The organism is Streptomyces sp. NPDC101152 (assembly GCF_044768275.1).
In the GTDB taxonomy this organism is placed as follows: domain Bacteria; phylum Actinomycetota; class Actinomycetes; order Streptomycetales; family Streptomycetaceae; genus Streptomyces.
The window spans coordinates 184,600-196,791 of the sequence record NZ_JBIWPO010000010.1 but is presented as its reverse complement, the minus strand read 5'-3'; the positions used below and the strand labels follow the sequence as shown (position 1 = coordinate 196,791).

12 protein-coding genes are annotated in these 12,192 nt (G+C 73.3%); 8 read left to right on the top strand and 4 right to left on the bottom strand.

Going from position 1 to position 12,192, the window contains the following annotated elements; genetic code table 11:
• Nucleotides 1-34 precede the first annotated feature (34 nt).
• The 3 genes from ACIRVK_RS16520 to ACIRVK_RS16510 all read left to right on the top strand — a co-directional run bounded on the left by ACIRVK_RS16520 (nucleotide 35) and on the right by ACIRVK_RS16510 (nucleotide 2,385).
• Nucleotides 35-697, top strand: coding sequence for a TetR/AcrR family transcriptional regulator (locus tag ACIRVK_RS16520; RefSeq protein ID WP_404247453.1), 663 nt, complete (start codon nucleotides 35-37; stop codon nucleotides 695-697).
• A gap of 136 nt (nucleotides 698-833) precedes the next feature.
• Nucleotides 834-1,499, top strand: coding sequence for a DUF4328 domain-containing protein (locus tag ACIRVK_RS16515; RefSeq protein ID WP_404247451.1), 666 nt, complete (start codon nucleotides 834-836; stop codon nucleotides 1,497-1,499).
• A gap of 67 nt (nucleotides 1,500-1,566) precedes the next feature.
• The gene (locus ACIRVK_RS16510) at nucleotides 1,567-2,385 is read left to right on the top strand and encodes a hypothetical protein (protein WP_404247449.1); all 819 of its coding nucleotides are present in this window, start codon (nucleotides 1,567-1,569) and stop codon (nucleotides 2,383-2,385) included.
• A 195-nt stretch (nucleotides 2,386-2,580) separates the two neighbouring features.
• On the opposite strand, the gene ACIRVK_RS16505 is transcribed toward ACIRVK_RS16510, so the two are convergent.
• Nucleotides 2,581-3,645 (bottom strand): chitinase, encoded by a 1,065-nt coding sequence (locus ACIRVK_RS16505; protein WP_404247447.1) that lies wholly within the window; start codon nucleotides 3,643-3,645, stop codon nucleotides 2,581-2,583.
• 245 nt (nucleotides 3,646-3,890) lie between these two features.
• On the opposite strand from ACIRVK_RS16505, the gene ACIRVK_RS16500 reads away from it, so the two are divergent.
• Nucleotides 3,891-5,024, top strand: coding sequence for a sugar ABC transporter substrate-binding protein (locus ACIRVK_RS16500; RefSeq protein ID WP_404247445.1), 1,134 nt, complete (start codon nucleotides 3,891-3,893; stop codon nucleotides 5,022-5,024).
• A 164-nt stretch (nucleotides 5,025-5,188) separates the two neighbouring features.
• Nucleotides 5,189-5,980: a hypothetical protein gene (locus ACIRVK_RS16495; RefSeq protein WP_404247443.1), complete on the top strand. Its 792-nt coding sequence runs from the start codon at nucleotides 5,189-5,191 to the stop codon at nucleotides 5,978-5,980.
• Between the two features lie 15 nt (nucleotides 5,981-5,995).
• Here ACIRVK_RS16495 and ACIRVK_RS16490 read toward each other — a convergent pair whose 3' ends face one another.
• Together ACIRVK_RS16490 and ACIRVK_RS16485 are read right to left on the bottom strand one after the other, a co-directional pair.
• Nucleotides 5,996-6,652 carry a response regulator transcription factor gene (locus tag ACIRVK_RS16490; RefSeq protein WP_404247441.1) on the bottom strand — a complete coding sequence of 219 codons (657 nt, stop codon included), beginning with the start codon at nucleotides 6,650-6,652 and terminating at the stop codon, nucleotides 5,996-5,998.
• Entirely contained in the window at nucleotides 6,640-7,902 is a 1,263-nt protein-coding gene (locus tag ACIRVK_RS16485; protein ID WP_404247439.1) for a sensor histidine kinase, read from the bottom strand. The genes ACIRVK_RS16490 and ACIRVK_RS16485 overlap by 13 nt, the downstream gene beginning before the upstream one ends.
• A 169-nt stretch (nucleotides 7,903-8,071) precedes the next feature.
• Here ACIRVK_RS16485 and ACIRVK_RS16480 point away from each other — a divergent pair, with 169 nt between their 5' ends.
• Genes ACIRVK_RS16480 through ACIRVK_RS16470 form a run of 3 tightly spaced genes read left to right on the top strand, consistent with a single transcriptional unit; the run spans nucleotide 8,072 to nucleotide 11,532 of the window.
• Nucleotides 8,072-8,305: a hypothetical protein gene (locus ACIRVK_RS16480; protein ID WP_404247437.1), complete on the top strand. Its 234-nt coding sequence runs from the start codon at nucleotides 8,072-8,074 to the stop codon at nucleotides 8,303-8,305.
• The gene (locus tag ACIRVK_RS16475) at nucleotides 8,302-9,021 is read left to right on the top strand and encodes an ABC transporter ATP-binding protein (RefSeq protein ID WP_404247435.1); all 720 of its coding nucleotides are present in this window, start codon (nucleotides 8,302-8,304) and stop codon (nucleotides 9,019-9,021) included. Before ACIRVK_RS16480 ends, ACIRVK_RS16475 begins: the two co-directional genes overlap by 4 nt.
• Nucleotides 9,022-9,024: 3 nt before the next feature.
• On the top strand, nucleotides 9,025-11,532 hold the full coding sequence (locus ACIRVK_RS16470) for an FtsX-like permease family protein (protein ID WP_404247433.1): 2,508 nt from the start codon (nucleotides 9,025-9,027) through the stop codon (nucleotides 11,530-11,532).
• Here the strand turns inward: ACIRVK_RS16470 and ACIRVK_RS16465 are convergent.
• A complete protein-coding gene (locus tag ACIRVK_RS16465; RefSeq protein ID WP_404247431.1) occupies nucleotides 11,529-12,017 on the bottom strand; it encodes a hypothetical protein in 489 nt (162 codons plus the stop codon). The genes ACIRVK_RS16470 and ACIRVK_RS16465 overlap by 4 nt on opposite strands.
• Between the last annotated feature and the right edge of the window lie 175 nt (nucleotides 12,018-12,192).

Below are 12,192 nucleotides of genomic sequence, written 5' to 3'. Positions count from 1 at the left end.
GGAGTGCTCCCCGTTTCCGGAGAGGACGACGACGATGACCGACGGTCCGGCACCACTGCGGCGTGACGCACGCCGTAATCGGGATCAGCTGGTGGACGCGGCCCACGAGGTGTTCGCCGAGCAGGGACTGGACGCGCCGCTGGACGTGATCGCGCGCCGGGCTGGCGTGGGCAACGCGACCCTCTACCGGCACTTTCCGAGCCGCGCCGCCCTCGTCGACGCCGTCTTCCGCGACCAGTTGGGGCAGACCACGGCCGCGGGGGAACGGGCCAGGAACGCCCCCGACGCCTGGACCGGGCTCACCGGCTACCTCCGGGCTGTCTTCACCACCTTGGCTGCCGACCGCGGTACCAACGACCTGATGACCACCCGCGTCCAGGGCGTCCAGGCCCTGGACGCGGTGCACGCGCACAACCGGGAGACGCTGGAGCTTCTGCTGGAGCGCGGCCGGGCGGAGGGCACGGTCCGTGCCGATGTCGGTACGGAGGACGTCCTGTTCGCCCTCGCCGCGCTCGGCCGCGCCGTACCGGCCCTGACGGCCGTGACCGCCCCTGACGCCTGGCGCCGCCCCGTCGCCCTCCTCCTCGACGGTCTGCGCCCGGCCCCGGCCCCGCTGCCGGGCGCCGCGCTCGATGCCGGCCAACTCGCCGACGTGCTGCGGGAACTGGGGCCGCACCGCGCGGGGAGGGGAACGTGAGGTGGGACGGGGAGAGCCGATGGGCGGCCGGATCGTGAAGTGCGGCGCGTGAAGGGGAGGTGAAGGGTTCCCTTCCCTTCGCCCCCACCGCCTGTCCCCCTGGCCGAAGGCCCTCGCCGTCCGCGAGGATGCCCCGGTGAGTGACGCGATAACACCCCCCGCCCCCCTGTCCGCCCCCGCCCTCCTCCCGCTCGGCGGGGCCGCACGGTTCGCCGTGGGGAGCCTCGTTCTGGCTGGTTTCGTCTGGGCGGTGCGTGCCGTCTGGGAGGTGCGGCTGGCCGTGGCCGGGGAGCCGGCGTCCGGGGCGCCGGACCAAGGGGGCGGTGTGCACCGGCCGTTGACCTCGTTGGAGGACCAGTACCACCTGGTCGTCTCGGCCGGCGGGATCGCCGTGGTGGTCTGCGCGGTGGCGTTCGTGGGATGGCTGGGGCGCGCGCGGGCCAACGCCCGTGAGCTGTCCGGGCGGCCGCCGCGTTACGCCGGGTTGTGGGTCTATCTGGGGTGGGTGGTCCCCGTCGTCAACCTTTGGTTTCCGCGCGGCATCGTCGCGGAGGTCCACCGGGACAGCGCCCCGGGCGAGCGGCTGCCGCGCTGCGTGAACGTGTGGTGGGCACTGTGGCTGGTCGGGCTGCTCAGCGGCGTCGGCCTGCTGTCCGGCGCCTCCACCGACCAGGTCATCGCCCGTGCCTACACGGATTACTGGGCACTCCTCGTCTCCGACGCCGCCACCGTGGGCGCGGCCGTGGCCGGCGTCTTCGTCGTCCGCGCGCTCACCGCCGTCCAGGAGCGGCACGCGCGCTGACCCTGTACGGTCTCAGCTCACGCAGAGCAGGCCGAGCACGCACAGGCCCGACGGCGAGGTCGAGGCCGTGGAGGTGCTACCGCTCGTCTGGGAGGACGTGCCCGAGGACGAGGTGGAACCGCCGGACGACGACGTCGACGTGGACGCGGACGTCGAGGTGGACGACGGCGTCCGGTTCGTCGACGTGCCGGCGCTCGTGCCGGTGCCGGTCGACGTGGTCGTCGTCGTGTTCGTGGTGACGGACGGCGTGTTCGGGCGCGTCGCCGTCGTCGTGGTGTGCGAGGTCGAGGCGGAGTACGGCTGGGTGTGCGCCGAGTCGGTGCCGGGCGCGGTCGCCGCGGTGCGCCGGTGCCGGCCGCCGGGCGTGGCGGACGTGCCGGCGTCCGTGTGCGAGGTGTGCTGCGCGGTGGGGGTCGCGCTCGACGGGGGAATGCTCGGCTCCTTCGCCGGCCGGCCCTCGGTGCCCATGCTCGTCAGGTCGGGACCCGCCGACGCCTGGTCGGTGTGGCTCGAGCCGCGGTCCATCGAGGCGACGGTCAGTCCGCCGCCGACGAGCGCGACGGCGGTCGCGACCACCGCGCGGCGCTGGTTCTTCTTCCACCGCTCCCGCTGGCGACGACGTGCCGCCCGGCCCTCCGACGCGGGCGGCGCGTCCTCCACGTCCCGAGCGCCCTCGACGTCTTCGACGTCCTCGAAGGTGTCGGACGGGGCGGTTCCCGTCGTGCCGTGGGGCCGCGGTTCCGGTACGTCGGGCCACGTCACTGTGGGCTCCGGGGCGCGGTGCGCGCCGCCGGTCGTCGTCACCGGTGCGATGTCCGGGGCGTATGCACCGCAACCGGGGCACACCAGGGCGCCGTTGAGGTGCCGGCGGCACGAGGAGCAGTAGTCCATCCGCTGTCTACCTGACCATTCGCACGAGGGATCGAACGGCCTGCAACGCTAACGGGGGTTTCGACAGACTGTATGGAGTCTGTGTGGGACTCCTGCACGGATTCGGCGCTGAAGTGACCGATCATGCCCGTCTTGGGTCCCTTGGAAACCTTTCGGCCGCACCGGAACCCCGGAGCCCCACACAAACCCTTCAGCCCCGCGTGAACCGTTCGAAGGTGTGGCTGAAGGCCCAGGTGTCCTGGGCGATCCCGGAGCAGGAGTTGGCGCCCTTCGTCCCCACGCAGCCGCCGTTGTCGCGCTGCAGGGCCCAGAAGGAGAGGGTGTTGATCCCGCGCGCCTCGGCCCAGCGCTCCACCTTCACGGCGTCCGCCGTGGTGAACGTCTCCTGCGGGCCGTAGTCGTCGATGCCGGGCATCTCGGTGACGCCGATGCGGTGCCACAGCCTGGCCGGGTCCGCCTGCGGGTACAGGGCGGTGAGCTGGGTGTGCAGGCCCGTGGCGGCCGTCACCGTGTCGGCGGCCATGTCGTGGGTGGCGCCGTCCCAGTAGTCGAAGGTCATGATGTTCACGACGTCCACACGCGCGTGGTTGTCCACGGCGTTCTGCAGCACCGCGACCCCGCTGGGCGCGAGCCCGGTGTTCGTCGTGGGGAGCGTGTACGAGAACTGGACGTGCCGTCCGGTGTGCGCCGCCCAGCGGTGCACCTCGGCGATGGCCTTGTTGCGGCGGTCGATCCCGGCCGCGTTGGTGATGGAGTCGGCCTCGACGTCGAGGTCGATGCGGGTGACGCCGTACGTCGTCACCAGGCTCTCGTAGACCTTCGCGATCGCGTCGACGTCGGTGCAGCTGTCGGCGAGTTCGGTGCCGGTGGTGTCGGCTCCGTAACCGCCGAAGGACGGGATGACGTTGCCGCCGCGCGCCTGGATGGCCGCGATGTCCGCGCCGAAGGTGGATTTGGCGATCGGCTGGGTGGTGTCGCCGTTCCAGTAGGCGTTGCAGGAACCGGGCTTGTCGGTCTGGAGGAAGGCCATGGTCAGGTACTTGTTGCCGGACGCGGCCGCGAGGGCTGCCGGGCTGTCGCCGGTCCAGGCCTCGAAGTAGGGGGCCGAGACCTGGGCGGGCAGGGGCCGTTCGGGATGGGCGGGGGTCTGCTCGGCGGCGAGGGCCCCACCACCCCCGAGCGCGACGAGACCGGCCGCCAGGCCGGTCACCGAGATGCAGGACAGCAGCGCACGCAGCGCGCGAGGTCGTCTCATGGCGACCCATAGTTGGACTAGACCATTCGGCTGTCAAGGTTCTTTACGGTTGCCTGACCAACGCCGCCCGACCGACCGGCTGCCGCCTTCAGTCATAAGCGGGCGCGGAGATTCCGTGAGCGTGCGCGAAAACTCGGTGGGCGTTTGCGAAAAGACATCCAGATGTCTTGACCCCGCCTTCACAGCGCCGTTTGGCTTCTCAGTCACCGTGGCCCGTCCCCCCTCGCCCGGAAGGCACCTCGCACGTGAACGTACGAACCCCCCACAGATCGACCGCACTTCGCCGCACCCTCCCCCTCGCCGCCGTCTGCGCGCTGCTGCTCGGCGGGTGCGGTGTCGTCAACGGGGTCACCGGCGACAGCGGCGCCCCGGCGCCGAACAAGCGCGACGACATCAGGGTGGGACTGCTGCTGCCCGACAAGGACACGGCCCGCTTCGAACGGTTCGACTACCCGATCATCAAGCAGCAGGTCGCCTCCCTCACCAGCGGCAAGGGGAAGGTCGTGTACGCCAACGCCGAGGCGAGCGCGGCCAGGCAGAGCCGGCAGTTCGCGCAACTGGTCGCCGACAAGGTGGACGTGATCCTCGTCGACGCCGTGGACGCCAAAGCGATCGCGCCGTCCGTGCAGAAGGCCAAGGATGCCCGGATACCCGTCATCGCCTACGACCGGCTCGCCCAGGGCCCGATCGACGCGTACGTCAGTCACGACAACGAACTCGTCGGCGAGGTGCAGGCACGGGCGATCACCGACGCGCTCGGGGACAAGGCCGCCACCAGCAAGATCGTCATGATGAACGGCTCGCCGGCCGACCCCAACACGGCGCTGTTCAAGGACGGCGCGATGGGCGAGCTCAAGGGCCGGGTGGTCATCGCCAAGTCCTACGACACCCCGCAGTGGCTGCCGAAGATCGCCAAGGCCAACATGGAGAAGGCGATCCAGTCGATCGGCCTGAAGAACATCGCCGCGGTCTACTCGGCCAACGACGGAATGGCGGGCGCCGTCATCGACGCGCTGAAGCAGGCGGGCGCCACCACGTTGCCGCCGGTGACCGGGCAGGACGCCAACCTGGACGCGGTGCAGCGGATCGTCGCCGGTGAGCAGACCATGACGGTCTACAAGTCCTTCCTGCTGGAGGCGACGGGCGCGGCGGAGATGGCCGTGTACAAGGTGCAGGGGCGGGACATCGCGTTCGACGCGCTCACCCAGGACACGATCGACAGCCCCTCGCAGAAGAAGATCCCGGCGATGCTGGTGCCGGTGGTCGCCCTCACGAAGACCAACATCAAGGACACCGTGATCAAGGACGGCGTCTACACCGTCAAGGACATCTGCACGGCGAAGTACGCGGCGGACTGCGCGGCCATCGGCCTGAAGTAGCGCCGTCCTTACCACTGTCCACGCACTTCGGGCAGGCGAACGGCCGACGCGTTCAGGTTGTGTTCAGGCTCGGGCGCCCCTTGGGCAACACAACCTCCAGAAGCGCCAAAACAATGGCAAAGAGGTCTGTGGCACTCGGGCGCGCGCGTGCCATGGTGCCCCGCATGAGCACAGATCGCCTCGCCCCCCACCGGCCCCGCGGAACCGTACGGCACACGATGAGCAAGGTGCCGGAGGTGACCGTCTGGTTCTGGGTCATCAAGGTGCTGACCACCGGCATGGGCGAGACGGCCTCGGACTGGCTCGCCCATCTCCTCGGCCCGATCCCGGCGGTCGGCATCGGCGGCGTGGCGTTCGTGGCGGCGCTGGCCGTGCAGTTCGCGGTGCGCCGGTACGTGGCCGGGATCTACTGGACCGCGATCGTGATGGTCAGCGTCTTCGGCACTATGGCCGCGGACATCCTGCACGTCGGGCTCGGGGTGCCGTACCTGCTGTCCACCCCGTTCTTCATGGTGGCGCTCGCCACGGTGTTCGCCCTCTGGTACGGCAGCGAGCGGACGCTGTCCATCCACAGCATCCACACCCGCCGCCGTGAGGTCTACTACTGGGCCGCGGTCCTCGCCACCTTCGCCCTCGGCACCGCGGCCGGCGACCTGTCCGCCACCATCGGCCTCGGCTACCTCGGCTCCGCCGTCCTGTACGCCGCCGCGATCGCCGTCCCGGCCCTCGCCCACTGGCGCGGCAACCTGAACGCCGTGACCGCCTTCTGGTCCGCCTACGTCATCACCCGCCCCCTCGGCGCCTCGGTGGCCGACTGGATGGCGCTCAACCACGGCCGCGGCGGCCTGGACTGGGGCCTGGGCCCGGTCACCCTCGCCTGGACGGCGGCCATCCTGATCCTGGTCACGTACCTCGCCGTGTCCCGCAAGGACGTCCAGACGGACGCGCTGAGCTGACGGCGGTCGGGGGGGTCAGTGCCCGCGCAGGTCCTCCAGATAGTGCAGGACCGCCGCGACCCGCCGGTCCACCCGGTCCGTCGGTGCCAGGTCGAGCTTGGCGAAGATGCTGCGGATGTGCTTGTGGACGGCGCCCTCGGTGACGACGAGGCGCTCGGCGACGGCACTGTTGCCGAGGCCCTCGGCCATCAGGGCCAGCACCTCCCGCTCGCGCGGACTGAGTCGCTCCAGGCGGCTGTCCTGCCGGGAGCGGGTGAACAGCTGCGCGACCACCTCGGGGTCGATGGCGGTGCCGCCGCCCGCCACCCGGTGCAGCGCGTCCAGGAACTCCTCGACCCGTCCGACCCGTTCCTTGAGCAGATAGCCGAGCCCGCCGACGCCCCCACCGAGCAGCTCGGTGGCGAAGCTCTGCTCGACGTACGCGGACAGCACCAGGACGGCGAGGTCGGGCCGTCGGCGCCGGGCCTCGACCGCCGCGACGATCCCCTCGTCGGTGTGGGTCGGCGGCATCCGCACGTCGAGGATCGCCACGTCCGGCTCGTGCTCGTCGATCGCGGCCAGCGCCTGCTCGGCCGTACCCGCGGTGGCGACGACGTCCAGCCCCTCGGCGCGCAGCAGCAGGGCGAGGCCCTCGCGCAGCAGCGGGTCGTCCTCGGCCATCACGATCCGCATGGCAGCTCCACCTTCAGGGTTGTCGGGCCGCCGGGTGGGCTGGCCAGGGAGAGGGTGCCGTCGTGGGCGGCGACGCGGCGGCGGATGCCGGTGAGTCCGGAGCCGGCGGCCTCGTCGGCGCCGCCGCGGCCGTCGTCCTCGACGCACAGCAGCAGGCGTCCGCCGCGCCCGCGCGCGGTGACCGTGGCGTGCCGGGCGCCGCTGTGCTTGGCGATGTTGGTCAACGCCTCGGCGACGACGAAGTAGGCGGTGGCCTCGACGGAGGCGGCGCACCGCGCGGGCACCTCCACGTCGATCCGGCACGGCACCGCGCAGTTGGCGGCCAGACCCGCAAGGGCGCCCTCCAGCCCCCGGTCGGCCAGTACCGGCGGCAGGATGCTCCGGGAGACCGTGCGCAGTTCGGCGAGGGCCTGTTCGGCGGCCGACTGGGCGCGTTCGAGGAGTTCGTCGGCGCCGGCCGGGTCGCGGGCGACCATCCGGCGGGCCGCGCCGAGCAGCACGGTGACGGAGACGATCCGGTTCTGCGTTCCGTCGTGCAACGACCGCTCGATGCGGCGCAGTTCGGTGGCGTGGGCGTCGAGCGCGGCGGCCCGGGTGGCGGTGAGTTCGGCGACCCGCAGTGAGAGGTCCGTCCCCGGCGGGGCCACGAGCAGCGCGCGTCCCGGGCGGGCCTGCAGCCGGGCCATGCCGGGGCCGAGCCCGAGGAGGATCACGATCCAGCCGACACCCAGCAGCGCCACGGCGAGCGCGTCCGCCCACGAGTGCGCGGTACCGATCCCGATGGAGGTGGCGGTGGTGTCCTTGGGCGCCACCTTCCAGTACAGCGGGAACAGGGTGTCGCGTACGGCGGAGATCGGGAGGAGGACGCCGAGCAGCCCCAACGGCAGGCCCAGCGTGGCGTGTCGGAGCAGCCAGCGCAGCTCGCGCCGCGTGGTGGGGTCGGTCAAAGCGGGGCCGAGGCGGGTGGGCGGCGGGTCCGGCGCGAGGACCTCCGGGCCCCAGCGGGCCAGCCGCCCGCGCTCCCGCCCGGCCAGGGCGTGCAGGGCGTGCAGCACCGCGGGCGCCATGAGCAGGCCGACGCCGGCCACACCGCTCACGGCCGTGACCGCCAGCCACAGCAGCAGGAGCAGCGCGAGGAAGGCGGTCCCGAGCCCGGAGACGAGCTGCGCGATCGCGGACCCGGCGGCGCCCAGGGTCCGTACCAGGGTGTGCCCGAGCCCGGCGTGCGCGCTCTCCCGCTGGACGGCCATGCGCCCTCCCTTCGTCGCGAAGGACCTTATGCCGCAGGCCCGTTCGCCGACAGCTCCGGGGCCGGGAGGTACAGCCTGCTGTACCTCCGACCGGGCGGACTGCGGGATCGGCCCCGGGCCCGCCGGTCCCTAGCGTCGGTGACGACGGCCGACCTATGGGAGGAACCCCGTGCCGAACACCGACCCCTACCGCCTGACCAGCGCCGACACCACGCCCTCGGCCACCGTCACCCGCGGCGACGTGGCCCGCGCCCTGCTGTGGACCCTCGTGGTGCTGAGCGCGGTCGCCAACATGGCCGCCTCCTTCGGCGACGCGAACACCTGGGTGCACCTGGCCTGCGGCGCGGTCACCGTGCTGTGCGGTGGCACCCTCGTCGTGCGCAACCTGCGGGGCCGCAAGTGAACCCGGCGATCGAACTGGACCGGGTGAGCAAGACCTACCCCGGAGGCGTACGGGCGCTGGACGCGGTGTCGCTGACGGTGGAGCGCGGCACGTTCCTCGCCGTGATGGGCCCCTCGGGCTCCGGCAAGAGCACGCTGATGCACTGCGCCGCCGGGCTGGACGCGCCGACCTCGGGCAGCGTCCGCGTCGACGGGCGGGAGATCTCGGGCCTGAACGAGACCCGCCGTACCGAACTGCGCCGCGAACGCGTCGGGTTCGTGTTCCAGGCGTACAACCTGATCCCCTCGCTGAGCATCGAGGACAACATCACCCTGCCGTTGCGCCTCGCGGGCCGCGCCCCGGACCGCGACTGGCTGCGGACGCTGGTGGCCCGCGTCGGCCTGGCAGACCGGCTCACCCACCGCCCGGCCGAACTCTCCGGCGGTCAGCAGCAACGGGCCGCCGTGGTACGGGCGTTGGTGGCCCGGCCCGCCGTCGTGTTCGCCGACGAACCGACCGGCGCGCTCGACCTGCGCAGCGCCCACGAGGTCCTCGACCTGCTGCGCGACCTCGTCGACGACCTGGGCCAGACCGTCGTGATGGTCACCCACGACCCCGCCGCCGCGGCCCGCGCCCACCGGGTCCTGGTGATGGCCGACGGCCGGGTGGTCGACTCCCTCGCCAAACCCACGGCACCCCAACTGGCCGAGCAGCTCGTCGCGTTGGGAGAGAGCTGAGACATGGTGCGTATCGCTGCCCGTATGGTCCGGCACCGTCTCGCCGCCCTGGTCGCGGTGGCCTGCGCGGTGCTCGGCGGTGCGGCGCTGATCACCGGGACCGGTGTCCTCGCCGAGTCGGGGCTGCGCTGCCATCTGCCGGCCGGCCGCCTCGCCGGCGCGGACGTCGTGGTCGCCGCCGACCAGGAGTACCACCCGCCCGGCGACCTGCCGATCGCCCTGCCCGAACGCCGTACCGTGCCCGCCCGTCTGGTCGCCGAGCTGACCCAACTCCCCGGCGTCACCGACGCGGTGGGCGACCTCGGCTTCCCCGCCGCCCTCGTCGACGCCCACGGCCGCGTCGTACCGGCCGCCGATCCGCAGTCGGCGGGGCACGGCTGGTCGTCGACGCGGCTGCTGGACGGCGTGCGGGTCGACGGCAGCGGGCCGAGCGGGGCCGCCGAGGTCGCCCTGGACAGCGCGACGGCCGACGCGGCCGCTGTGCGCCCCGGCGACCGCGTGCGGGTGATCGCGGCCGGGCGCCCGGCCGCCGTGTACCGCGTCTCCGCGATCGTCGACGCGCCCGGCGCCGGCGTGTTCTTCGCCGACCCGACGGCCGTACGGCTCTCCGGCCGCGGCGACCGCGTCGACCTGGTCGGCCTGCGCACCGCGCCCGGCGCCGGGGCGCACGTCGCGGAGGAGGTCCGTAGGAAACTGGCCGGCACCGGACTCGTGACGGCGACCGGAGCCGGCCGCGGGGACCTCGGCTCACCCGGCGCGGGTGCGTCCCGTTCGCTGCTGGTCCTGTTGGCCGGTTCGCTCGCCGGGGTCATCCTGCTGATCACGGGCTTCGTGACGGCGAGCGCGCTGGCCGTGTCGATCGCCGGCCAGCGCCGTGACCTGGCGCTGCTGCGGGCCGTCGGCGCGACCCCGAAGCAGATCCGCCGGCTGGCCGCCGCCCAGTCCGCGGTCGTCGCCGCCGTGGCCGTCGTACCGGGCGTGGGCCTCGGCTATCTGCTCGCCGGGCAGTTCCGCCGACTGCTGGTCGACCGCGGGGTCGTACCGGCCGAACTCCCGCTCACCCTCAGCCCGTTGCCCGCTCTCGCCACCGTCCTCCTGATGGCGCTGGCCGTGCAGGTCTCCGCCCGGGGCTCGGCGTGGCGCACCTCGCGGATGCCGGCGACCGAGGCGGTCGCGGAGTCGCGGAGCGAGCCGCGCCGCCCCTCGCGGACGCGGACCCGGGCCGGCCTGCTGATCGTCGTCGCCGCGACCACCATGTCGGCCGTCCCCCTGTTCTCCCGCACCGTGCTCGGCGCGACGGCGACCTCCGTCGCGGGCATCCTCGGCGCGATCGGACTGGCGCTGTCCGGTCCGGCGCTGGTGCGGGGGATCGGCGCCGCGGCCGCGCGGCGCACCCGCGCCTCGGCCTCCGCGCCGACCTGGCTGGCGATGGCGAACGTGCGGGCCTACGCCCTGCGCAACGCGGGGATCGTCAGCACGCTGGCGATGGCGGTCGTGTTCGTGCTGACGTACACCCTCACCCAGACCACCGTGCTCGCTGCCACCGCCCACGACACCCACAGCGGCACCCTGGCCCAACTGCGCCTGAGCGCCCCGGCCCTGGGCGGGCTGCCGGCCGGCACGCTCGCCGAGGTGCGCCGGACGCCCGGGGTTCGGGCGGCGGCGCCGGCCGGGACGACGACCGTGGTGTGGCCGTACAAGCTGTTCGGGGACACCGAGACCGACTCCGGTCCGGCGATGATCCTCACCCCGGGCGCGGCGGGCGTCCTCGACCTCGACGTGCGCCACGGCAGCCTGGACCGGCTCACCGGGAACACCGTCGCCGTCAGCAGCGACGTCGCCCGGTCGCGGGGCGCCGGGACGGGCGCGCGGGTGCGGCTGGTGCTCGGCGACGGGGCGCCGGTCGAGGCGACGGTGGTCGCGGTCTACGCCCGCGGCCTGGGCTTCGGCTCGGTGGTCCTCTCCCGTGACCTGGCCGCCGGGCACACCACCACCGGGCTCGACCAGAGCATCCTGATCCGTACCGACGGGACACCGGCTGCCCGCAACGCCCTTGCCGTGTCCCGTCCCGGGTTCACCCTCACGGACACCGCGCCCGCGTCGGGGCTGCGGAACGCGCCGCCCGAGGTGTGGATCAACCTCGCCACCATCGTGGTCCTGCTCGTCTACCTGCTGCTCAGCATCGCCAACAAGCTGGTGGCCGCCACCGCCCAGCGCCGGGTGGAACTGGCCGCCCTGCGCCTCAACGGCACCACCCCGCGTCAGATCCGCACGATGGTGCGCCGCGAGGCGGCGGTGACGGCGCTGACGGCCCTCGTGACGGCCCTGCTGCTGTCGGCCGTACCCCTGGCGCTGCTCGGCCAGGGTTTCCTCGGCCACCCGTGGCCGTCCGGCCCGCCGTGGCTCCTGCCCGCGCTCGCACTCACGGTCACCGCCACGGCGTTCCTCACCACGGAACTCCCCACCCGCCGAGCCTTGCGCACACCACCGGCCGACGCCATCCGGGCTTAGGGGCCGTCAGACGGCCCGATAGGGCAGCGCACCGCGAGGGTCGTGCACAGCGCGGCCATCGGGAGTTCGACGCCCAGGGCCATCGCGACCGCCGCGGTGAGCTCGGGGCCCGGCGCCGCGGTCGTCACGTCGAACCAGGCGTCGACGACCAGCAGGGCGGCCGTCGCCGTCGCGGTGAGCCCGTGGCGGGGGTCGCGGCACAGCAGCAGGCGGCCGGTGACGGTCAGGCCGAGCGCCTCCAGGGCGTCGAGTCCCACCCAGGCGGTGGACCAGTGCCGGACCTGGGCCGTGTCCGGCAGGGTCCGCGCCAGGACCACCAGCCAGGGCACCATGGCCGCACCGCAGCCGACGAGCGCCAGGCCGAGGTGACGGGAGCGGAACCCGGCCCGAGCGCGGCGGGGCGCCGGCAGGGGAGCGGACGGCGGGCGCGGGCGGTCCTTCACCGCCTGCCGGGCTCCTGAGTCCGGTGCGTACGATCCGTCCATGGCGTCCTCACCCCGTTCGTCGTGCCCAACCGCCTTCGGTCGGCGGCCTGTTGGACAGCGTGGCCGTCGGGGTCGCGACGGTCGGTAACGGACGGATCCGGGTTCGGGGGGATGCCTGCTTCACCACCGATCCTGAAGACAGGTGCATGGTGCCCGCCCACCGGGAGTCCTACGG

Excerpts from the sequence above, each read along its gene's own strand:
- ACIRVK_RS16520 (WP_404247453.1), top strand. The coding sequence starts at position 35 with ATGACCGACGGTCCGGCACCACTGCGGCGTGACGCACGCCGTAATCGG.
- ACIRVK_RS16505 (WP_404247447.1), bottom strand. The coding sequence starts at position 3,645 with ATGAGACGACCTCGCGCGCTGCGTGCGCTGCTGTCCTGCATCTCGGTG.
- ACIRVK_RS16495 (WP_404247443.1), top strand. The coding sequence starts at position 5,189 with ATGAGCACAGATCGCCTCGCCCCCCACCGGCCCCGCGGAACCGTACGG.
- ACIRVK_RS16490 (WP_404247441.1), bottom strand. The coding sequence starts at position 6,652 with ATGCGGATCGTGATGGCCGAGGACGACCCGCTGCTGCGCGAGGGCCTC.
- ACIRVK_RS16485 (WP_404247439.1), bottom strand. The coding sequence starts at position 7,902 with ATGGCCGTCCAGCGGGAGAGCGCGCACGCCGGGCTCGGGCACACCCTG.
- ACIRVK_RS16470 (WP_404247433.1), top strand. The coding sequence starts at position 9,025 with ATGGTGCGTATCGCTGCCCGTATGGTCCGGCACCGTCTCGCCGCCCTG.
- ACIRVK_RS16465 (WP_404247431.1), bottom strand. The coding sequence starts at position 12,017 with ATGGACGGATCGTACGCACCGGACTCAGGAGCCCGGCAGGCGGTGAAG.